This is a genomic window from Nocardia sp. NPDC058633 (assembly GCF_042717045.1).
Classification (GTDB): domain Bacteria; phylum Actinomycetota; class Actinomycetes; order Mycobacteriales; family Mycobacteriaceae; genus Nocardia.
Genome location: NZ_JBHXRA010000002.1, coordinates 324,903 through 345,153, shown reverse-complemented (window position 1 = coordinate 345,153; position 20,251 = coordinate 324,903). Strand labels below are relative to the sequence as shown.

Annotated in this window: 19 protein-coding genes; 8 read left to right on the top strand and 11 right to left on the bottom strand. The window is 69.1% G+C overall.

Features of this window, described 5'->3' with window-relative positions:
* Positions 1 to 78: 78 nt before the first annotated feature.
* The 5 genes from ACFWUR_RS03725 to mftR form a co-directional block, all read right to left on the bottom strand.
* Complete coding sequence (locus ACFWUR_RS03725; RefSeq protein ID WP_378901331.1) at positions 79 to 672, bottom strand: SpoIIE family protein phosphatase; 594 nt, start codon at positions 670 to 672, stop codon at positions 79 to 81.
* Positions 673 to 691: 19 nt separating this feature from the next.
* Positions 692 to 1,105 (bottom strand): ATP-binding protein, encoded by a 414-nt coding sequence (locus ACFWUR_RS03720; RefSeq protein ID WP_056809992.1) that lies wholly within the window; start codon positions 1,103 to 1,105, stop codon positions 692 to 694.
* Positions 1,095 to 1,475: an STAS domain-containing protein gene (locus ACFWUR_RS03715; protein WP_056809990.1), complete on the bottom strand. Its 381-nt coding sequence runs from the start codon at positions 1,473 to 1,475 to the stop codon at positions 1,095 to 1,097. The genes ACFWUR_RS03720 and ACFWUR_RS03715 overlap by 11 nt, the downstream gene beginning before the upstream one ends.
* 10 nt (positions 1,476 to 1,485) lie before the next feature.
* Positions 1,486 to 2,391, bottom strand: a complete 906-nt coding sequence (locus tag ACFWUR_RS03710; RefSeq protein WP_056809988.1) for an STAS domain-containing protein — start codon at positions 2,389 to 2,391, stop codon at positions 1,486 to 1,488.
* Positions 2,392 to 2,460: 69 nt separating this feature from the next.
* Positions 2,461 to 3,129 (bottom strand): mycofactocin system transcriptional regulator, encoded by a 669-nt coding sequence (mftR, locus tag ACFWUR_RS03705; RefSeq protein WP_378901328.1) that lies wholly within the window; start codon positions 3,127 to 3,129, stop codon positions 2,461 to 2,463.
* An 81-nt stretch (positions 3,130 to 3,210) separates the two neighbouring features.
* On the opposite strand from mftR, the gene mftE reads away from it, so the two are divergent.
* Both mftE and mftD read left to right on the top strand, forming a co-directional pair.
* A complete protein-coding gene (gene mftE, locus ACFWUR_RS03700) occupies positions 3,211 to 3,912 on the top strand; it encodes a mycofactocin biosynthesis peptidyl-dipeptidase MftE (RefSeq protein ID WP_378901326.1) in 702 nt (233 codons plus the stop codon).
* Positions 3,909 to 5,153 carry a pre-mycofactocin synthase MftD gene (gene mftD, locus ACFWUR_RS03695; protein WP_378901323.1) on the top strand — a complete coding sequence of 415 codons (1,245 nt, stop codon included), beginning with the start codon at positions 3,909 to 3,911 and terminating at the stop codon, positions 5,151 to 5,153. Before mftE ends, mftD begins: the two co-directional genes overlap by 4 nt.
* Positions 5,154 to 5,252: 99 nt before the next feature.
* On the opposite strand, the gene ACFWUR_RS03690 is transcribed toward mftD, so the two are convergent.
* Positions 5,253 to 5,441, bottom strand: coding sequence for a hypothetical protein (locus ACFWUR_RS03690; RefSeq protein ID WP_378901320.1), 189 nt, complete (start codon positions 5,439 to 5,441; stop codon positions 5,253 to 5,255).
* Here ACFWUR_RS03690 and ACFWUR_RS03685 point away from each other — a divergent pair.
* Positions 5,434 to 5,697 (top strand): hypothetical protein, encoded by a 264-nt coding sequence (locus tag ACFWUR_RS03685; RefSeq protein WP_378901318.1) that lies wholly within the window; start codon positions 5,434 to 5,436, stop codon positions 5,695 to 5,697. The two genes, ACFWUR_RS03690 and ACFWUR_RS03685, sit on opposite strands and share 8 nt — an antisense overlap.
* Here the strand turns inward: ACFWUR_RS03685 and ACFWUR_RS03680 are convergent.
* Positions 5,694 to 6,203 carry a MarR family winged helix-turn-helix transcriptional regulator gene (locus ACFWUR_RS03680; protein WP_378901316.1) on the bottom strand — a complete coding sequence of 170 codons (510 nt, stop codon included), beginning with the start codon at positions 6,201 to 6,203 and terminating at the stop codon, positions 5,694 to 5,696. The two genes, ACFWUR_RS03685 and ACFWUR_RS03680, sit on opposite strands and share 4 nt — an antisense overlap.
* Positions 6,204 to 6,460: 257 nt before the next feature.
* Between ACFWUR_RS03680 and ACFWUR_RS03675 the strand changes: the two genes are divergently transcribed.
* The 3 genes from ACFWUR_RS03675 (at position 6,461) to ACFWUR_RS03665 (ending at position 10,184) form a co-directional block, all read left to right on the top strand.
* Positions 6,461 to 8,137 carry a fumarate hydratase gene (locus ACFWUR_RS03675; RefSeq protein ID WP_378901314.1) on the top strand — a complete coding sequence of 559 codons (1,677 nt, stop codon included), beginning with the start codon at positions 6,461 to 6,463 and terminating at the stop codon, positions 8,135 to 8,137.
* Positions 8,138 to 8,272: 135 nt separating this feature from the next.
* Positions 8,273 to 9,664, top strand: a complete 1,392-nt coding sequence (locus ACFWUR_RS03670) for an ABC1 kinase family protein (protein ID WP_378901312.1) — start codon at positions 8,273 to 8,275, stop codon at positions 9,662 to 9,664.
* Between the two features lie 10 nt (positions 9,665 to 9,674).
* Positions 9,675 to 10,184 (top strand): M15 family metallopeptidase, encoded by a 510-nt coding sequence (locus tag ACFWUR_RS03665; RefSeq protein WP_378901310.1) that lies wholly within the window; start codon positions 9,675 to 9,677, stop codon positions 10,182 to 10,184.
* A gap of 88 nt (positions 10,185 to 10,272) precedes the next feature.
* On the opposite strand, the gene ACFWUR_RS03660 is transcribed toward ACFWUR_RS03665, so the two are convergent.
* The gene (locus ACFWUR_RS03660; protein WP_378901308.1) at positions 10,273 to 11,409 is read right to left on the bottom strand and encodes an epoxide hydrolase family protein; all 1,137 of its coding nucleotides are present in this window, start codon (positions 11,407 to 11,409) and stop codon (positions 10,273 to 10,275) included.
* 85 nt (positions 11,410 to 11,494) lie between these two features.
* On the opposite strand from ACFWUR_RS03660, the gene ACFWUR_RS03655 reads away from it, so the two are divergent.
* Entirely contained in the window at positions 11,495 to 12,457 is a 963-nt protein-coding gene (locus ACFWUR_RS03655) for a helix-turn-helix transcriptional regulator (RefSeq protein ID WP_378901306.1), read from the top strand.
* 383 nt (positions 12,458 to 12,840) lie between these two features.
* On the opposite strand, the gene ACFWUR_RS03650 is transcribed toward ACFWUR_RS03655, so the two are convergent.
* The gene (locus ACFWUR_RS03650; protein WP_378901304.1) at positions 12,841 to 13,269 is read right to left on the bottom strand and encodes a RidA family protein; all 429 of its coding nucleotides are present in this window, start codon (positions 13,267 to 13,269) and stop codon (positions 12,841 to 12,843) included.
* A 62-nt stretch (positions 13,270 to 13,331) separates the two neighbouring features.
* Here ACFWUR_RS03650 and ACFWUR_RS03645 point away from each other — a divergent pair, with 62 nt between their 5' ends.
* A complete protein-coding gene (locus ACFWUR_RS03645) occupies positions 13,332 to 14,300 on the top strand; it encodes a helix-turn-helix transcriptional regulator (RefSeq protein ID WP_378901302.1) in 969 nt (322 codons plus the stop codon).
* A gap of 96 nt (positions 14,301 to 14,396) precedes the next feature.
* On the opposite strand, the gene ACFWUR_RS03640 is transcribed toward ACFWUR_RS03645, so the two are convergent.
* Positions 14,397 to 18,839 carry an SbcC/MukB-like Walker B domain-containing protein gene (locus ACFWUR_RS03640; protein ID WP_378901299.1) on the bottom strand — a complete coding sequence of 1,481 codons (4,443 nt, stop codon included), beginning with the start codon at positions 18,837 to 18,839 and terminating at the stop codon, positions 14,397 to 14,399.
* 2 nt (positions 18,840 to 18,841) lie between these two features.
* The gene (locus ACFWUR_RS03635) at positions 18,842 to 20,206 is read right to left on the bottom strand and encodes a TIGR02678 family protein (RefSeq protein WP_378901296.1); all 1,365 of its coding nucleotides are present in this window, start codon (positions 20,204 to 20,206) and stop codon (positions 18,842 to 18,844) included.
* Positions 20,207 to 20,251: the final 45 nt, after the last annotated feature.

Below are 20,251 nucleotides of genomic sequence, written 5' to 3'. Positions count from 1 at the left end.
GGCACAGGCCCCGGCGTCGTGACCTCACCGGCGAGGTCCACACAACAGGGGCGCACGCGCCGGCGCGGTGTCGGGGCCTCACGGGCAGGGCCCGCGGAATCGCGCCGCGAGCACCAGGGCGTCGTCGGTGTCCTTCGCGTCGCGCGCGAGAAGGTCGCCCGCGATGGCAGTGGCGGATTTGGCCAGATCCAGCGATTCCGGGCCGACCGCGACGATGCCGTCGGTCGCCATCAGCAGCAGATCACCGGGACGGATCGGCAGGGTCTGTGGCTGCAGGTGCGAAGGCAGCCGGTAGCCGACGATGCCGCCGGTGAGCAGCATCGTCGCCCGCAGCTCCGGACCGGCCGGACCGAGGGTGAGCAGCCGGGAATCGACGTTGCCCACACCCAGCCACTGCAGCGTCCCGCCCGGCTCGATCAAGGCCAACGACACCGCGGCACCGCGGGTTTCGACCATCGCGCGATGACAGAGCACCATCAGTACATCCAGCGGTTCGCCACAGTTCTCGGTGAGGATGGCCGTCGCGCGATCGGCGGCCTCGGCCGCGGGCGCGCCGTGACCGAGCCCGTCGAGCATCGCGAACAGCACACCGGCGCCGGTGTCGAGCACGAGCGCACGGTCACCGGAGACGTGCTGGCCGGGCAGTGCCCGGCCGGCCGTCGACCACTCCATGCGCCCGATGATCCCGTCCTCATGCAACGTCGGGTACCCACTTCCACATCTCGATCAACGTCCCGCGACCCGGGGCGGAATCGATGGTGAGGCGGTCCATCAGCCTGCGCGCGCCGGGCAGTCCTAGGCCGAGTCCACGGCCGGTGGAGTAGCCGTCTTCCAGCGCGCGGGGAATGTCACGGATGCCGGGGCCCTGGTCCTCGGCTTGGATGACGAGTGCGCGGCGACCCTCGCGCAAGTCGATGAGCAGCCTGATCTCGCCGCTGCCCGCGTAACTGGTGATGTTGCGGGCGATCTCGGAGATGGCGGTAGAGATCATGGTGCGGTCGGTGAGAGTGAAACCGAGGTCACCGGCCAACTCGCTACCGGCCTGCCGGGCCGTGACGATGTCCTCGGACACCTTGACCGCGATCGCCACCTGCTCAGCGGCCACTGTCGCGACCGTCTCGTCGCCGCGGGTGCCGATTCAGCCAGGAGAGGCCTTCCTCGAGATCCAGCGCGGTGTGCATGTCTTCGAATGTAAGGCCCAGTTGAACCATGGCGAAAGCGACTTCGGGTTGCAACCCGACGATGACGGTTTCCGCACCACGTAACTGGGTCATGTGCGCGATGGTCCGCAAGGAGCGCGCGGCGAAGGAGTCCATCACGTCGATGGCGGTGACGTCGACGATGATGCCGGTCGCGCGGTAGCGGCTGACCTGTTTCATCAGGTCGTCCTGCAACCGCTCGGTGTCGGCATCGGTCAACGCGGACTGTACCGAGGCGATCAGGTACGTGCCCTGCTTGAGAATAGGTACCGGCATGGTGGCTTGGTCAGCGCCCGTCCCGCTCGCTCAAGCGCTCGGTGACTCGGGAGACCTCGTATCCGAGGAGACGCTCGGCTTCTTCGATACCGCCCTGGAGGTCGCCGACCGCGTTCATCTTGGACAGATCGAGGCCGATGGTCACCAGGGTCAGCGCGATCTCCGAGGACAGGCCGGTGATGATCACGCTGGCGCCCATCAGGCCCGACGCGTCGACGGTCTGCACGAGGTGGTTGGCGACCACGGAGTCGATCGCGGGCACACCGGTGATGTCGATGACGACCACCTTGGCGCGGTTGGCGCGGATGGCGCGCAGCAGCTGCTCGGTGAGCTGGCGGGCGCGCTGGGAGTCGAGCACACCGATGATCGGCAGGATGAGCAGCTGCTCGCGGACCTGCAACACCGGGGTGGACAGCTCGCGGATGGCCTCTTGCTGGCGGCTGATGACGCGCTCGCGCTCCTGCACGAACGACACGGCCACGGTGTTGGCGATGCGGTTGGCGGCGGGCTCGTAGGCGTCGAGCACGCGGTTGAGCAGCTCGAAGTTGGACTGGTACTTCTCGAAGAGGCTGCGTGCCAGCACGTCGCGCAGCAGCAGCACGATGCCGATGACCTCGTCGGTCTCGACGCCTCGCGGAATGATGCGCTCGGACAGGTCGCGGGCGTAGGCCTGCAGTGCCTCGACGCTACCGGTGACGAGCACCTCGACGTAGTTGTCGTACATCGACGTCGCCTCGGAGAAGATCTCCTCCGGGGTCATCGCGGTCAGCAGTTCGGCCTCGGTGATGCGCCGTGCCCACTCTTCCCGCAGCCCGGTGCGGTTCTGCCGCAGGTGCTCGACCAGCTGCGGGAGCAGATTGTCGAGCGGCTGCGCCGGCAGCGAATCCGCCGAAAGACTCGTGGACACCTCGGACATGGAAACCCCTGCCCCTTTCGACGACGGATGTTGCTCGGTGCGCACTGCGCGCGTTGAGCCTGAGCCTACTCATACCCCCTCTGTGGTGCTGCCCAAACGTGGTGCTGTCGGCTGTTCCGGAGCGAACCCACGTTCGAGCGCGCGCAGAGCCTGGTCCAGATAGACGGTCAGATCGGTATCGCCGCGCTCGAGCCAGGCGTCGAAGGCGGCTCGCGCGGCGGCCAGGGTGGTGCGCCCGACCGCAAGGGGAACGAGGTCGCCGACGTTCGCGCCGAGGCGGCTCGCGGCGAACTCCCCGACGGTGCGTTCCCACGCGTCGTAGTGCGCCCCCGCGCCCGCCGAGAGCGCGGGAACTCCGGAGACCAGCCGCATCCTGGTGCGCAGTTCGGGGATGTCCTCGGCGCGATACCGGTTGGCCGCCACCACTATTCGTCGCACCGCCGCCATCATCGGCTCGTCGAGCGGTACGGCGGCGAAGGCGGCGCGCAGGTCGTCGACCTCGTTGTCGAACTGGTGCCACAGCACCTCGGCCTTGGTGGGGAAGTAGCGGAAGAAGGTGCGCTCGCTCACGCCCGCCTCGGCGGCGATGCGTTCGACGGTGACATCGTCGAACCCGTGCTCGGCGAACAGTTTCATCGCGATCACCTCGAGCTCGCGGCGCGTGGTGCGCGGCGGGCGACCGCGGTGCCCCGGTTGCTTCGGGGCGGAGCGCGAGACGCGCGGGATCGGGGCGGACATGGATACAGAATAGAGACTCGGCGAGCGTTCGACCTGCGCGAGCTATTGATTATGTCAGTGACTGACGTTAATGTTTGCCCCATGTTCGTGGCGCACCTCACATCGCCCGAGGCAGGTGTGCGCGCCGCCGCGGGGGTGATCCTGGTCATCGCGCTCGGCGCGACCGAGCAGCACGGCCCGCACCTACCGCTGTCGACCGACAGCGATATCGCCTCGGCGCTGTGCCGGCGGATCGCGGCCGAGCGGTCCGACGTCCTCATCGCGCCCGCCGTCCCCTACGGAGCCAGCGGCGAGCACGCGGGATTCGCGGGCACGCTGTCGATCGGGCAGGTCGCGCTGGAACTGCTCGTCGTGGAGCTGTGTCGCTCCGCGACCGACACCTTCTCCCGGATCGTGCTGGTCAACGGGCACGGCGGCAATGTGGAGGCACTGCGGCGCGCCGTCGCGTTGTTGCGGTCGGAGTCGCGCGATGTGCGCCTGTTCTCGCCCGGTTACGGCGGCGACGCACACGCCGGGCGCACCGAAACCTCGATCCAGCTCGCCCTGCGCCCCGCCCTGGTTCGTACCGAACTCGCCGAACCGGGGGACCGCCGCCCGCTCACCGAACTGCTGCCGCTGCTGCGCGCGGGCGGTGTGCGGGCCTGTAGCCCCAACGGAATCCTCGGCGACCCCACCGGATCGAGCGCCGAGGAAGGCGCCGACCTGTTGCGGGTCGCCACGACCGCACTGCTGGAAGACCTGCGCCGATGGTGGCCGCAGGATCATGAGGAAGGACCCCGATGAATCCCTGGTTCGAGACCGTCGCCGAGGCGCAGCGACGCGCCCGCAAGCGACTGCCGAAGTCGGTGTACGGCGCGCTGATCGCGGGCTCGGAACGCGGACAGACCATCGAAGACAATCAGGCCGCGTTCACCGAACTCGGTTTCGCGCCGCACTGCGCGGGCCCGATCGGCGAGCGTGACCAATCGACCACCGTGCTCGGTCAGCAGGTGTCCATGCCGGTGCTGATCTCGCCGACCGGCGTGCAGGCGGTGCACCCCGACGGTGAGGTCGCTGTCGCTCGTGCCGCGGCGGCGCGCGGAATCGCCATGGGGCTCAGCTCTTTCGCGAGCAAGCCGGTCGAGGAGGTCGTCGCCGCCAACCCGGCGACGCTGTTCCAGCTGTACTGGTGCGGCAACAAGGATCAGATCCTCGAGCGGATGGCCAGGGCGAAGAAGGCGGGCGCGGTGGGCCTGATCCTCACCCTGGACTGGTCGTTCTCGCACGGGCGTGACTGGGGCAGCCCGGTGATCCCGGAATCGCTGAACCTGCGCGCGATGATGAAATTCGCACCACAGACCCTCGCACGGCCGCGCTGGCTCGCGACCTACCTGCGCTCGGGCAGCATCCCCGATCTCACCGCACCCAATATGGCGGTCGGCGGCGGCGCGGCACCCGGCTTCTTCGGTGCCTACGGCGAATGGATGCAGACACCGGCACCCGACTGGGACGATGTCGCCTGGATCTGCGCCCAGTGGGACGGCCCGGTGCTGCTCAAGGGCGTGATGCGGGTCGACGATGCCCTGCGCGCCGTCGACGCGGGCGTCGCGGGCATCTCGGTGTCCAATCACGGCGGCAACAACCTCGACGGCACCCCCGCCGCGATTCGCGCGTTGCCGGTGCTCGCCGACGCGGTCGGCGACCAGATCGAGGTGCTCCTCGACGGCGGCATCCGGCGCGGCAGTGATGTGGTGAAGGCGGTGGCGCTGGGTGCGCGCGCGGTACTGATCGGGCGCGCGTCCCTGTGGGGTCTGGCGGCCAACGGTCAGGCCGGCGTCGAAAACGTGCTCGACATCTTGCGTGGCGGTATCGATTCCGCGCTGCTGGGTCTGCGCAAGACCTCGATCACCGACCTGACCCGAGACGACATCGTCGTTCCCGCCGGTTTCGAACGCGCGCTGGGAGTGGGATCGGGGCACACCGATTGCGGCAACCGGGATTTCGCGTCCGACGCAACGGTCGTCAGCGGCGCCGCGGCTGGATAGTATCGGCGGTTGGTGATCGCCGCCTGAGGGGGAATTCGTGAGTGTGGTTTCGGAAATCGGGGGTTCGCGCAGTCGAATCATGATGTCGCGCAGCGTGTCCTACACGCTGCCCGCGGTGGTGGCGGTGGCGCTGGTTTCGGCCGGGTGCGGCACCGCCACGCCGAAACCGGCACCGCGCGCGGCCTCGACCACCCTCACGACCTCCTCGAAGCCGCCGCCGACGACATCACGGGCGATCACGACGTCGGCTGCCGCCGCGACCACGTCGGTCGGTGTCTGTGTGGACAAGACGACCAATGTGCGTGTGGCCGACGACAAATGCGACACCGCCGACACCACCCACTCCCGCTTCTGGTATCGGCACACCGACACTTTCGTGTATCCGGCGATCGGCGTCGCTGTCGCCCTCGCCGCGGGTAGTTTCTCGCGCCCGAACAGCGGCGATGTCTTCGATCGCGGTGCGCCGGCGAAGGGTGGCGCCGTCGCGCGCGGCGGTCTGGGCAAGGCCCGTCCCGACTCCTCCGGCGACAGCGGCGGGTCCTAGTCCTCGCCGGGCGCGGTGGGTTGCAGGCGAGCGAGCGGGTCGGCCTCCTTCGCACCACGGTGATGGTCGACGAGCACCTCGTAGATCTCGGCGAGAGTGGCGAGCTGGTCGCGATCGAGCACGTCGATCATGTGCCTGCGCACACTGCGCACGTGAGCGGGTGCGGCGGTGGTGAGCAGCTGCCCACCGGCCGTGGTCAGTTTGGCGACGGTGCGGCGCTGGTCGTGTGGCATCGTCTCGCGCGAGACCAGGCCGCGCTTCTGCATGCGGGTGATCTGGTGCGAGAGCCTGCTCTGCGACCATTCGAGCGCGCAGGCCAGATCGGCGAAGGTGAGCCGCTGGCCTGGGGCGTCGGCTAGGTAGACCAGGACGGAATACTCGACGTAGCTCAGGTTGGCATCCCGGCCGGCGTCACGTCCGATCGCCGCGGCGATCAGGTCGCGGGTCCGGACATAGCCAAGCCAGGCACGCATTTCGACATCATCGAGCCACTGTGGATCGGTCACGATCGAGCTCCAGATTCTGAAAGTGCAGGCTTCGGATTGAACGGTGCACGCCCGCCACCGCCCGGAGAATGGGTAGCACCGTTTGGGTTGAACGTGCAACCTCGATCTTGGTTCCGGTCACTGGGTAACCTAACATAGGGTTGCCTAACCACCGTGCGGATGTGGGTGGTCGTTAGGCTGCGGATTGCTCAGTGACCAGCCCTGCCTGGTGCTCCGCAGCGTTTGCGGTGCCCGCCCTGCCCGAAGGAGTGCGATCCGTGACCGCGCCGGAGTTCCGCTATTCCGATCTGCTGCCCATCGGCGCCGACGAGACGCCTTACCGCCTGCTCACCAGCGAGGGGGTCAGCACCTTCGAACACAACGGTCGCACCTTCCTGCAGGTCGAGCCCGAGGCGCTGCGGCTGCTGACCGAGACCGCGATCCACGACATCAGCCACTACCTGCGCCCCGCGCACCTGCGGCAGCTACGCAAGATCATCGACGACCCCGAGTCCTCGGGCAACGACCGCTTCGTCGCGCTCGACCTGCTCAAGAACCTCAACATCTCCGCCGGTGGCGTGCTGCCGATGTGCCAGGACACCGGCACCGCGATCGTGATGGGCAAGAAGAGCGAGGGCGTGCTCACCGGTGTCGACGATGCCGAATGGCTCAGCCGCGGCATCTTCGACGCCTACACGAAGTTGAACCTGCGCTACTCCCAGCTCGCCCCGATCACCATGTGGGACGAGAAGAACACCGGCACCAACCTGCCCGCCCAGATCGAGCTGTACTCGACCGAGGGCGACGCCGACAACCCGGTGTACAAGTTCCTGTTCATGGCCAAGGGCGGCGGTTCGGCCAACAAGTCGTTCCTGTACCAGGAGACCAAGGCTGTGCTGAACCCCGAGCGCATGCTCGAGTTCCTCGACGAGAAGATCCGCTCGCTCGGCACCGCCGCCTGCCCGCCGTACCACCTCGCCGTGGTCATCGGCGGCACCAGCGCCGAATTCGCCTTGAAGACAGCGAAGTACGCGTCCGCGCACTACCTCGACAATCTGCCCACCGAGGGCTCGATCACCGGTCACGCGTTCCGCGACGTGGAGCTCGAAGAAGAGGTCTTCCAGCTCACCCGTGAGTTCGGTATCGGCGCGCAGTTCGGTGGCAAGTACTTCTGCCACGACGTGCGCGTGGTCCGCCTGCCCCGCCACGGCGCGTCCTGCCCCGTCGCGATCGCCGTCTCCTGCTCGGCCGATCGCCAGGCGCTGGCCAAGATCACCAAGGACGGCATCTTCCTGGAGCAGCTGGAAACCGAACCGGCCCAGTACCTTCCGGAGCAGACCGCCGACATCCTCGGCGGCGATGTGGTGCAGATCGATCTGAACCGTCCGATGGACGAGATCCGCGCCGAGTTGTCGAAATACCCGGTGAAGACCCGACTTTCGCTCACCGGCCCCCTGGTCGTGGCGCGCGACATCGCCCACGCCAAGATCAAGGAACGTCTCGACGCCGGCGAGCCCATGCCGCAGTACCTGCGCGACATGGCCGTCTACTACGCCGGTCCGGCGAAAACGCCCGAGGGGTACGCGTCGGGCTCCTTCGGTCCCACCACCGCGGGACGCATGGACTCCTACGTCGACCAGTTCCAGGCCGCGGGAGGATCGATGGTCATGCTCGCCAAGGGCAACCGCTCCGCCCAGGTCACCAAGGCCTGCAACGAACACGGCGGCTTCTACCTCGGCTCCATCGGCGGTCCCGCCGCCCGCCTCGCCCTGGACTGCATCAAGAACGTCGAGGTCCTCGAGTACCCCGAACTCGGCATGGAAGCGGTCTGGAAGATCGACGTGGAGGACTTCCCCGCGTTCATCGTCGTCGACGACAAAGGCAACGACTTCTTCGCCGAGACCGCCAAACCCCTCGCCCTGCGCGTGCGCACCCGCTCCAAGGAACGCGTGTAGTTCGCCCGCACCGATGCCCGGTGTCCGCTTCGGCGGGCACCGGGCATTCGTGCCTTCCGCCGCCCGGCGGCCGGGGTCGCGCCGGTGTAGTGTGACGCACGGCATACGGTGTACAGAGCCTGACAGGGGTGCGGATTGGCCGGCGGTGGAGTTCCCGGGGGTCGGGCGGCGCGAAGTGCGAAGGTCGGCCAGTACATCGCCGGGCAGGCCGTGCGCACGGTCGGGCGGCGGCTGTCGATGATCGGCCGCACCGAGGAGGCGCGGCAGGTACTGGCCGAGCGGTCGGCGATGATGAAGGCCCAGCAGATCGTCGCGGTGCTGGGAAGCATGAAGGGCTCGGCGATGAAGCTGGGGCAGATGGGCTCGGTGCTCGATCTCGACTTCGTGCCCGAAGCGCACCGCGAGCAGTTCCGCGCCCAGCTCGCAGCCCTGCAGGACCGGGCGCCCGCGATGCCGTTCTCGACGATGCGGCAGGTGATCGAGGACGATCTCGGCCCACTGGCCCGGGTCTTCGCCGAGTTCGAGGAGACGTCGATCGCGGCGGCGTCGATCGGCCAGGTGCACCGGGCCCGACTGCACGACGGGCGCGTCGTCGCGGTGAAGGTGAAGTACCCCGGGGTGGAACGCGCCGTCCACGCCGATATCAGCAATCTCGAATTCCTCGCCAAGATGGGCAGATCCGTGCTGCCGAGCCTGGCCGACACGAGCGTGCTGGAGGAGGTCGCCAGCAACCTGCGCAGCGAACTCGACTACGAGCGCGAAGCCCGAACCCAGCATCGGGTCGCGCAGCGCTATCGCGGCCATCCCTTCATCACCGTGCCCGACAGCGTCGAGGAATTCTGCACCCACAATGTGCTGGTCACCGAATTCGTCGACGGACAACCCTTTTCGCACATCCAAACACTGCCCGCCGCCGAACGTGACCGGCTCGGCGAGCTGATCTACCGCTTCTATATCGCCGGCCTGTTCGCCGACAACGAGTTCTGTGGCGACCCGCATCCGGGCAATGTGTTGCTCGCCGCCGACGGCAAACTCGCCTTCGTCGACTTCGGTCTCTACAAGCAGATGGACCCGGCGCACGTCGAGTTCGAGCGTTATGTCCTGCGGGCAGCCGCGGAGGGGCGGGGCGACGATCTGTTCGCGGCGTGGGTGGGACGCGGCATCATCGACCCCGATTCGGCCGTCACCGTGGAGGAGAGCCTGGCCTACGTCTGGGCCGCCACAGGCTGGCACCTGCTCGACGAGGAGGTCACCATCACCCCCGAATTGGCTACCGGCGCACTGCTTCTCGCTGTCGACCCGCGCGCGTCCGACTTCCAGGGCATGCACAAGCAACTGTTGCCGCCCGAGCACGTGTTCTCCCGCCGCGCCGATCTGTTCACCTTCGCCACGCTCGGCCAGTTGCGCGTCACCGCCAACTGGCATCAGCTCGCCCGCGAATGGCTCTACGACGAGCCCGCCCGGACCGAAACCGGCCGGGCGATCGAGCAGTGGCGCCGCGGCTCGGGTGATCAGCTCGGTCGATAGAATCCGCCCCATGAACACTGTGCTCGGCCGCACGGCCGACCGGATCCTGGTGACGATCACGGCTGCCGTGGCCGTCACCACCCTCGGCATCGGTGCCGCCGTCGCTCAACCCGACCCCCGCGAACAATTCCAGTCGGCCGCGGGCACCGAGGGCCTCGACCCGCCCCTCGCCGCCGCCTACACCCTCGCCGAACAGCAGGCGCACGCCGAAAACGTGCCGCTGTCGGTCACCTCCGGCTACCGCACCTACGAACAGCAGCAATGGCTGTGGCAGGACGGCCTCGCCACCTACGGCAGCCCGGACGAAGCCCGCCGCTGGGTGCTTCCGCCCGAAGAGTCCACCCACGTCTCCGGACACGCCGTCGACGTCGGCCCCCAGGAAGGCGCGCTGTGGCTCGAGGCCAACGGCAACCGCTGGGGACTTTGTCGGACGTTCGACAACGAGTGGTGGCACTTCGAGCTGGTCACCGCACCCGGCGCACCGTGTCCGCCCCGGGTGCCCGACGCCAGCCAACGCTAGACCCGAGCTCCTCGCGGGGGCTGCGGGTGGACCCGCGCGACCGGTGTGGCAGCGCATTGCGTGCGCACGCTGCCACACCGTGGTGCTCTCAGACCAGTTCGGCGAAGAATGTCCGAATGTCGGCGACATGTGCCGCGGGTTCCTCCATCGCGACGAAGTGGTTTCCCGGGTTCTGTGACGGCCAATGGGTGATCTTGTTGTCACGGTCGGCGAGCTTGCGCATCAGTGGCGAGCCGCCGCCGTAGACGCCGGTCGGCACCAGGTTCTGGTCGGTCGGCCAGCCGAAACCGCCGTCGCGCAGGCCGACGTACATCGGCCACGACGAGGTGCCGGTGGTCTGGGTGAACCAGTACAGGGCGATGTTGGTGAGCAAGTGGTCGCGGTCGATCACGTCCTCGACCATCTCGGCCATCGGGGTGAACTCGTGGAACTTCTGCATCATCCAGGCCAGCAGTGCCACCGGGGAATCGTTCCAGCCCAGCGCGAAGGTCTGCGGCGCCGCTTTCAGTAGTTCGTGATGGTCGACGCCGCCGGTCATCCACTGCTGCATCTGGTCCCATTCGGCACGGTCCTCGGCCGACATCGCCGGGACGTCGGCCTCGCTCGGCATGCCGATGCCGCCGTCGAGATGCACGCCGATCACGTGTTCGGGGGCGGCCAGCGCCAGTTCCGGCGCGACGTAGGCGCCGAGGTCGCCGCCCTGGGTGCCGTAGCGGTCGTAACCGAGCCGGCCCATGAGGGTGGCCCACATCCGTGCCACCGCGGCCGTGGTCATCCCGGCCTCGCGCGGTCCCGCCGAGAAGGCGAAGCCGGGGACCGACGGGATCACCACATCGAAGGCGAGGGCCGGATCGAGGCCGTGGGCGCGCGGGTCGGTGAGCGGTCCGATGGTGCGGGTGAATTCGACGAACGAATTGGGCCAGCCGTGGGTCAGCAGCAGCGGCACCGCGTTCGGCTCGGGGGAGCGCACGTGCACGTAATGGACGTCGAGGCCGTCGATGTCGGTGACGAACTGGGGGAAGGTGTTCAGCGCGGCTTCCTGTGCGCGCCAATCGAATTCGTTCGCCCAGTATTGGGCGAGCTCGCGCAGGTACGTGGTGGGGACGCCGCGTTCCCAGCCCTCGCCCGGCAGTGGAGCCGCCCAGCGCGCCCTGCCCAGTCGGGCGCGCAGGTCGTCGATGTCGGCCTGGGGGATCTCGATGCGGAACGGGCGGATGGTGGTCATCGGTACTCCTCGTTGTCGGTGTGGTTTCGACGCTATCGGCCATATAGGACAGGATCGGTCCTAGTTCTGCGAGAGAATCGGCCCCATGACCGACACCGCCGCCCGACTGCTCCGTTTGCTCTCCCTGCTGCAGATGCCACGGGAGTGGCCGGGCAGCGAACTGGCCGATCGGCTCGGCGTCACCGACCGGACCGTGCGACGCGACGTGGACCGGCTGCGCGAGCTGGGCTATCCGGTGGTCGCCGCGATGGGTGCGGCAGGCGGATACCGGCTCACCGCGGGCTCCGCGCTACCGCCGTTGATCCTCGACGCCGACGAGGCGGTCGCCGTCGCTGTCGGCCTGAGAGTCGCCGCGGGACAGGCGGTTGCGGGCATCGAGGACGCCTCGGTACGGGCCTTGACCAAACTCGAGCAGGTTCTACCCGCCGCACTGCGCCGACGGGTGCGCACGGTCGGTTCGGCGGTAGCGGTCCGTGTGGGCGACGGCCCCACCGTCGACCCGGAGCTTCTCACCACCCTCGCCGCCGCCGTCACCAACCGCGAACGCTTGCGCTTCACCTACCGAGACGCCACCGGCACCGAATCCCGCCGCCATGCCGAGCCGGTGGGCGTCGCCGCCGCGGGCCGCCGCTGGTACCTCGTCGCCTACGACCTCGATCGCGACGCCTGGCGCACCTACCGAGCCGACCGCATCGACAACCCCCACCCCACCGGCGCCCGCATCACCCCACGCGACCTCCCCGCCGCCGACCCGGCCGACTACGTCGCAGGCTACCGAACCGACTGGGCCACCACGGAATACCACGTCGATGTCACCATCGAAGCCCCACACGGCCGGATCGCCGGTCGCCTCGGCGAGGAACCGAAGACCCTGCACCCCGGCGGCGACACCACCTGCCGCCTCACCGCCACCCGCGACGACGACCCCGCCTGGCTCGCCGCTCGGTTGCTGTCCCTGGGAGTGCCGTTCCGCGTTCATGATTCGCCGACTCTGGCCGCGCAACTGCGTGTTCTCGCCGGTCGATTGAACAGCGCGCTGGCCGAGTGAGTGCGCTTTCGGTGCGGATGAGCCCCCCGGGGTTTCTGTTCGCCTCCGGTGACATGTGCCGGCCGAGTTCGGTGGCATCGACACAGCGCCGTGTGACGATCCCGAACGACCCGTATCGGGGTCGTGCGAACGCTGCTCGCGGCGGGCGCCCCCTCTGCGAAGTCGTCCACAAAGAGTTCGACCCGCAGCGGGCGATTGTTCCTGCGCGCGAGTTGCTGAAAGCAATGCCGTCGGTGCGGAATCTGCTCGAGCTGGTAGAACACCGGGGTCCCTGACCAGGAGCCGCCTCGGAGGCAGGCTGCTCTGCCCGCGAGGCGGCTCCTCAGCCGCGACCTGGGTGTCGGGTCACCGATGGTGTCGACCGTCCTACAGCTGCGGAAAAGTCAGGGGCGGGCAGCCAGTGCCTCGACCTCGAACAGGACGTCCGGGGTGGCCAGGCTCGCGACGCCGATGAGGGTTTGGGTGGGCGGGTTGTCGCCCCAGTTCGCCTGGATGGCGCCGGCGATCGGCCCGAGTTTGCCGACGTCGTGGTTCACGACGTAGGTCCGCAGTTGCACGACGTGGCCGAGGTCGAGTCCGTGGGCGGCCAGGGCGGTGCCGATGTTGCGGAATGTCCGGTCGACCTGGTCGGTGAAGTCGGCCGAGACGACGGAGCCGTCGGGGCTGGAACCGTACTGTCCGGCGACGAGTACCAGCTCGGTTCCCGCCGGGACGGTGGCGGTGTGGCTGTAGCCGAAGGGGGTGGGGTCGTGCAGTCCGTCCGGGTTGACGAGGGTGTGGGCCGTGGGGAGCGTGTGTTCGGTGTTTGTCATGCCGATGAACCTGCCAGGAATACCCGACATCCTGTGTCGTGTATTCCTGGCATAGTTTTCGTATGCGCGCTGACCGATTGGTCTCACTGGTGCTGCTGTTGCGGCGGCACGGTCGGCTGTCGGCGGACACGCTCGCGCGCGAGCTGGAGGTGTCGACCCGGACCGTGCTGCGCGATATCGAGGCGCTGTCCACGGCCGGTGTTCCCGTCTACGCCGAACGCGGCAGGCACGGCGGGTTCGCGTTGTTGCCGGGGTTCCGGACCGAGCTCACCGGCCTGAACCACGATGAGGCGCTCGCCTTGCTGATCGCCGGATCCCGGCGGGGCGCCCAAGCATTCGGCCTGGGGTCCGCGCTCGCGTCGGCCATGCTCAAGGTGGTCGACGCGCTGCCGGAAAGCTACCGGGACACCGCCAACGACGCCGCCCAGCGGTTGCTCATCGACCCGGAAGCCGACCTCCTGTCTCGCCGGCTGATCCCCGAGGAACTGCCGGACACGATCGTCAGCGAGGTCCGGCGCGCGGTGCTCGCCGGACACAAGCTGCGCATCCTCTACGCGGCCGTGGACCAGGCCCCCGAGTGGCGCACCGTGGACCCGATCGGCCTGGTCACGGTCCGAGGTCAGGGTTATCTGCTCGCGACGAGATCCGGCGAGGACCGCACTTACCGGCTGTCGCGGGTCGAGGCCGCCGAGGAACTGGCCGAATCAGCCGAGCGACCCGACCGGGTCGATCTGGACCAGGCGTGGCAGGAGCGCAGTGCGCGGTTTCGCGCCGGCGGCGCCCTGGTCACCGTGCTGGTTCGGGTGGACCCGACGCGGCGGGAGGAACTGGTCGCCACCGCACTGGCTGTCCGCGGCGACGAAGTGAGCGCAGATGGCCGAGTGCGGCTGGAGGTGACGTTCCAGGATTCCAGGCACGCGGAATGGGCGATCTGGCAGCTGGCCACGCACGCGGAAGTGCTGGCCCCGCAGTGGCTGCGTGACTCGCTACGCGACCGTGCCGTCGCGCTCGCCGGCTGTTACGACTCCTGAGCTGCCAGTCGATTGTCGCGGGAACGCGACACGGCATGTCGGGCGACAGCCAGTCAGCTGAGTCATCACGAGAGCGGCTCTCGACCTACCGACAGTTCAGCTCACCGATGCCGGTTCGCCGGGCATGCCCTCCAGCGTCAGTCCGCCCTCGATGGTGTTGGGCACGCGGCGGCGGTTGGGCGAGCCCAGCGCCGCGGTGAGGTCGCCGCCGTCGTGTTCGGCGAGCAACTCACCGCTGTCCCAGACGAGAAGCGTCGCGCTGACGGTGTTCTCGGCGGTGGAGTGGGCCAGGTCGTAGTGCGCGCAGCCGGGCACGTGGGCGTAGGTGATCCACAGGTCGTAGCCGGTCATGAACAGGTCGAGGTCGAATTGCACGCTGAGGCCGAGCAATTCGCTGCGGCCGTTGTCGTCCACACCGGCGAACGCTTCGTCCAGGGCCAGCAGGCGAGGAGCCTGGGGGTCGGCGGAGTCGAGCATCACGTGGGCGGCGGCGAACAGAGGCAGATGCAGGGAGACGGATTGTTCGCCGCCGGAGAGGGCGCTGTGGCGGGCGACGGTGAGTTTGTCCTCGGTGCCGTCGCCGGAGATGAGGGTGAAGGAGAAGACTCGCCAGGTGCGGTAGTCGAGGGTCGCGGCGAGGATTTCGGGGTAGGACCGTTCCGGGTGGGCGGTGCGGGCGGCACGGATCTCGGCGGCGAAGTGGGCGCGCACCGAGCCGAGGTCGTCCGAGCTCAGCGCCGTGGTGTCGCGGTCGAGGAGTTTGCAGATGGATCGGGCCGACTCCGACAGGCCGTCGGCGAGGATCCAGTGCACGCCGATGGTGTTGCCCGACGACATCCGCCGCTGCTTCATCTCCGCGCCCATCCGGGAGATGAGTTCGCGCGCGTCCGTGGTGCGTTCGTGGATCTGCTGGGCCAGGCCCGTCAGCAGCGCGTCTTCGAGGATGCGCCGTTCGGCATCGGTGAGCAGGAGTTCCTGGTCGCGGCGGGCGGTGTCGATGCGGGCGGCGAAGTCGGCGAGAGCGGCCTGGCCGTTCTCGTCGTGGACCGCGACGACGGTGAGCCCGTCGGCGGCGTCCCAGTTCAGGCGATAGTCGCGGCCGGAGGCGGTGAGGGCGGCGTCGAACTCCTGGAGCGCGGTGGTGACGGCGGACCGGGTGGACTTGCGCCCGGCCTCGGTGGCACGAACCTGGCTGGTGGCGGTGTCGAGATCGGCGAACAGGGCGGCCACCTCGTCGGGCAGCACCACCGGATCGGCGTCCGGGCCCGCGGCGACGATGCGGTACTGCAACTGCTCCGGGGTGGACCACGCGGCATCGCTACCGGGCCACCGGTGTTCGACGGAAGCGCCGAGCAGGCTCAACAGATCGGGTCGCGCGTAAGGCGCCAGGGAACGCACCTCGGCGAGCACCTCGCCGAGAGCGGTGGCGAGTGCTTCGTTGGCGGTGCGATAGGCGGCCTCGGCGTCGCCCACCGCTTCGATGGCGGCATTGGCGGCCTTGCGCGCGGCCCGCTGTTCGGCCTTGGCCGCTTCGATGGCACTGCGCGCGAGATCCAGGTCGCGGTCGATATCGGCGGCGCCGGCACCCAACGCTGCACGCAGCGTGTCGAGTTTGCGCTGCTGCTCGATGAAGCCGAGTCGGGCCGCCTCGGCCTCTTCGGCGAAAGCCTCGGCGAGCGCGCGCGCCTCGTCGTGACGGTCGGCGCCCTCGCGTTCGCGTTCGCGTTCGCGCTCGTGTTCGGCCCGTAGGCGAAGCAGGCCGGTGCCGGTGTTCTCGAAATGACGGATGGCGGCGGCCAGCGCGTCGAGTTCGCGTGCCTCACGCGGGGTTCGGTGTGCCGCGGCGGCGGCGCGAACCTTCTTGTCCATGGCCGCGACTTCGGCGACGGCCTGGTCGAGTTCACGCTCGGCCTGCGTCGCCGCCTCCACCCGGGATCGCATCAGACCCGCGGTCTCGGCCACGGCGCGCAGTGCCGCGCTCACCGCCGCCGGGCGTGGCAGCGCCTTTGCCGCGGCCGAGAGCGCACCCGATTCCGCGCTGGCGCGAGCATCGGCCGCCTCGGCGGCCTGCTGCTCGGCAGCGGCCGCTTCGATCGCGGCCTCGATCTCGGCCAAGCGGGACTCACGCCGGCGTGCTCGCGCGGTCGCGCCGATGAACTCGGCTTCGGTCTTGTGATGGTGGCCGACGACTACGCCTTGGCGGAAGGTGCCGGTGCCGGCGACCAGGAGGTGGGGTACGTCGGCGGTGGTCAGTGCGGTGAGTGCGGTGCCGGTCGGCGGGGTGTACCGCGCTGAGCGTTCACCAATCGCTCGCGGCGTCGCGATATCGACCGTTTCGGTGGAAAGTGTGCGCTCAGCGCGGGCATCAGCCCCGAGAGTGGCGACATCCTCGCGCAACGCGATCGAGGCGAGCACCGCGGCGACGGTCTCCGTCGGGACCGTCAGGTCTGCCGAATCCTCTTCGACGACAAGGACATCGGCGAGGGTTCGGCCGGTGGGCCGCTGGTCGACGGGGAGGGGGAGCAGGAAGTGGTCGGACTCGATGTCTGTGGGCAGGGCCGGGCCACAGACCCAGCTGTCGAGCAGACCGCTGGACTGCAGCGCCGCTTCGATCCCGGCGGCCTCCTGCGGGGACACCGCGTCGGCGAAGCGCACCAACTGCCACAGCGGCGCGCCCGGAAGACCTTCTCGGACACCGGTTCTGGCGGGATGTGGTGGGGGAGCGTCGTCGCGCTGGGCGGCGATCTGCGCGCGTTCGGCACCCAGTGCGTCGACACGAGCCGCGGCTGCGGTGGCGCGGGAGCGGGCTTCCTGGACTCGGGTGCGGATCTGCTCCCGCAATGGTTCGCACCGTTCGGCCAAAACCTCCGATGCGGACGGAATGTCGGCCACACCCGCACCGGCCATGGCCGCTTCGAGTGCCTCGAACAAGCCCACGGTTCTACCGGACTCGACCTCGCCGCAGGCGGAGTCGACGGACCGGTCGCTGCCTTCGGTGGCGCGGGAGTCGTCGGCCGTAGCGCTCACCGGTGTCGCGACGGCGGCGAACACGTCTGTGTTGGTGTTCCACCAGGAGCGCAGGGCAGCGGCGGACTCACTGCGGGCCAGCGCTACCGCGGCTTCGGCATGGGCCACTTCCGCGGCGGCGGAGTCTCGCAGTTCGATGGCGCGTTGGGCGAGGCGTTCGGAACGGGTGCGGTCGGCCGCGGCGGTCTCCCACTTGCCCAGCGCTTTTCGGACGGCGCGGACGTCGGCGTCACGTTCTTCGGCGTTGCCGCGCACTGCCGTGGTGATGTGGTCACCGCGGCCGTCGGCGCCGGGTGGAGTCCACTCGATGCCCGCCTCTTCGGCGGCGGCGCGGACGGCGTCTTCGCCGCGGACGAGTGCGGCCGAGGCGGTGCGCACCGCCTCGGCGGCGCGGGAGGCTTCCTCGGCGCGGCGTTGCAGCGTGTGGGCGGCCTCGGCGGCCTTGTCGCGGTGGGCCGCGGCGGAGGTTTCGAGGCGTCGCACGGCGTCGGCCAGGTCGTCGAGTTGCTGTTTGCCCTCGTAGGCGCTGGAACGTTGCAGGTTTTCGCGGTCGGCGATGGCTTGTTCGTAGGCCTGGTCGGCGTTCTCGGCCCTGGTCTCGGCTTCGGTGCGGTCTGTCTCGCGGCGGGTGCGCAGGGCTGTCGCGGCGAAGAGCGCGGTCGCGGCGTTGGTGACGGCGTCGAGGCGGGCACGGAGTTGGTCGACATCGGTTTTCGCCTGAACCGCGAGGTATTTGCGGTAGACGTCGACGAAACGGCGCGTGGCGGTGTCGGCCTGGACGAGGCCGTCGAGGGTCCGCCCGACCTCCTCCATGTCGCTGAACGAGCGCGCGGCGTCGAGGATCAACTGCTCGTCGAGGGGGCGCAGGCCGTCGGTGAGTGCCTGGGACAGGCCGCGCGGGTCGAGGTTCTTGGCCAGTTGGGGCCTGCGCAGGGTGAGGATCAGGTTGATCAACTGGTCGTAGCGCTGCACGCCGAGTCCGAACATGCGCGCGTCGATCGCCGCGCGGTACTCGACGGGGCGGTCGACGATGGCGTCGCTGCCGATCTGCTCGGCCAGTTGCTTGCGGGTGAGGGGGCGATCGTCGGGACCGATGAGGGAGAAGTCCACTCCGGCGCGGCCGTCGGCGACGAAGTACCAGCGGGTCACCTTGTCCGAGGAGCGGGTGGCGCGCATGCCGATGCCGACGGTGACCGTCTCGGGGTCCTCCCAGCTACCGCGCGCGAACTCCATCCACACATACGAGTAGGCCGACTCCTGCTTGCGGTACAGCAGATTCGACTTCATGGTGCGTTCTTCTCCCGCGAACGGGTTCAGTCTGCGTGGTTCGATCCGCCCGTCGAGCACGAACGGGAACAGCACCTCGAGCGCCTTGGTCTTACCGGAGCCGTTGGGCCCGCGCAACACCAGGCGCCCGTCGGCGAAACTGAACTCCTGATCGCGGTAATCCCACAGGTTGACGATGCCCGCCCGAGTCGGGACGAACCGCACTCCGCCGTGAACGAGTGACATGCTCAGACCACTGCCTCTCCGGTGCTGCCGTCGGTGTCGGCGGCGGTGACGAACAATTCCTCGGTCTTGCGCACGCGCACGGTGACCACCGCGCCCCGATATCTGGCCAGCGCGGGCAACACCAGAAGCCCGTCGTCGACCGGGCTGATCAGCCGCAGCTTGGTGAGCAGCGCGAGCACCTCGGTGGTGAGCCCGCCGGCATCGGCCTGCCATTGCGCGGCGAAGGTCGCGCCGTAGCGGTCGGTGAGCGCGTTGACCGTGGCGCGGACCCACCCGTCGTCCAGGAACGGATAGGTGACCGGTTCGGTGGACTCGACCGCTTCGTCGACGAAATCTGTTTCGATGTCGTCGGCGAGCGGGGCGAACACGCCCGCCGTGGGGATGGACGCATCGAGTTGGTCGAGCAGCGCATCGTCGGCGCGCAGCGCGCCGGGGCGGCGGGGGACCGGATTGTCGATGTCGAGGACCGCGTCGGCGATCTCGCCGATCAGTAACAGCGCCACCTGCGCCAGGGTTCCGGTGCCGGGAAAGCGCGTGTCCGAGAGTCGACCCGAGGTGTCGATCAGGGCCACACCTTCGGCTCGGCGTTCGGCCCGCAGGCCGGTGCAGTATTCGACCTCGCCGAGCAGCCGGTCCTGGCCGAGCAGCGCCCGCTCGGCCTGCGACAGCTCGTCGAGGTAGACGACGGGGCGCTCCACCAGTGCCCGGCGAACCCGGCGGGCCTGATCGGGCGAGGCCTGGTCGGCGTCGTCGGCCAGCAGTCCGCGCACGCTGTGCAGATGTTGCAGTGCTCGTGGGGGCCGGAACAGGGCGAACACCACCGGCCGGTCGATGTCGTAGAGTGCCTCGCCGGCCTCCGGGTCGCTGGCCCAGCCGCCCGCGTCGCCGTCGGCCAATGTCAGCGCACCCCGCGCGCCCAGCCAGCCGACGGCATCGACGAAGGCGTCGCGATCGGCGGCCCGCTCGGTCGACAGGTCGAGGCCCTCGATCCGGCTCGCGTAATCGGCGACGTGCTCGGCCAACTCGGACAGGGTGATCTGATCGCCCGCCCGGCCGAGGGCGGCGAGCGCGAGAGACAGGTAGGCGTAGCGGCGACGATCGAAGACACGGTCGTTGACGCTCCGGGCGGGCCGGGCGTCGTCGAGCCGGTCGTGCACCGGGTAGAGCCGCGCCGTGGTCTCGGTGACCTCCAGGCGGTAACCGAACAATTCGGCCAGATCCTCGCGCAATTCCGTCGCCCAGCGCCGGATCAACGGCAACGCGATCCGATCGGGGTAGACCCGGGTGACCAGGTGGTTGGCCAGCATCACCCGGGCCGCACGCTGATAGCTGTCGAGGGCGAGCGCGTCGATGCGCTGCCGCTTCATCGGGGTGCCCCGTGTCGTGTCGGCGTGGGTGAGGCCCGCCGGGAT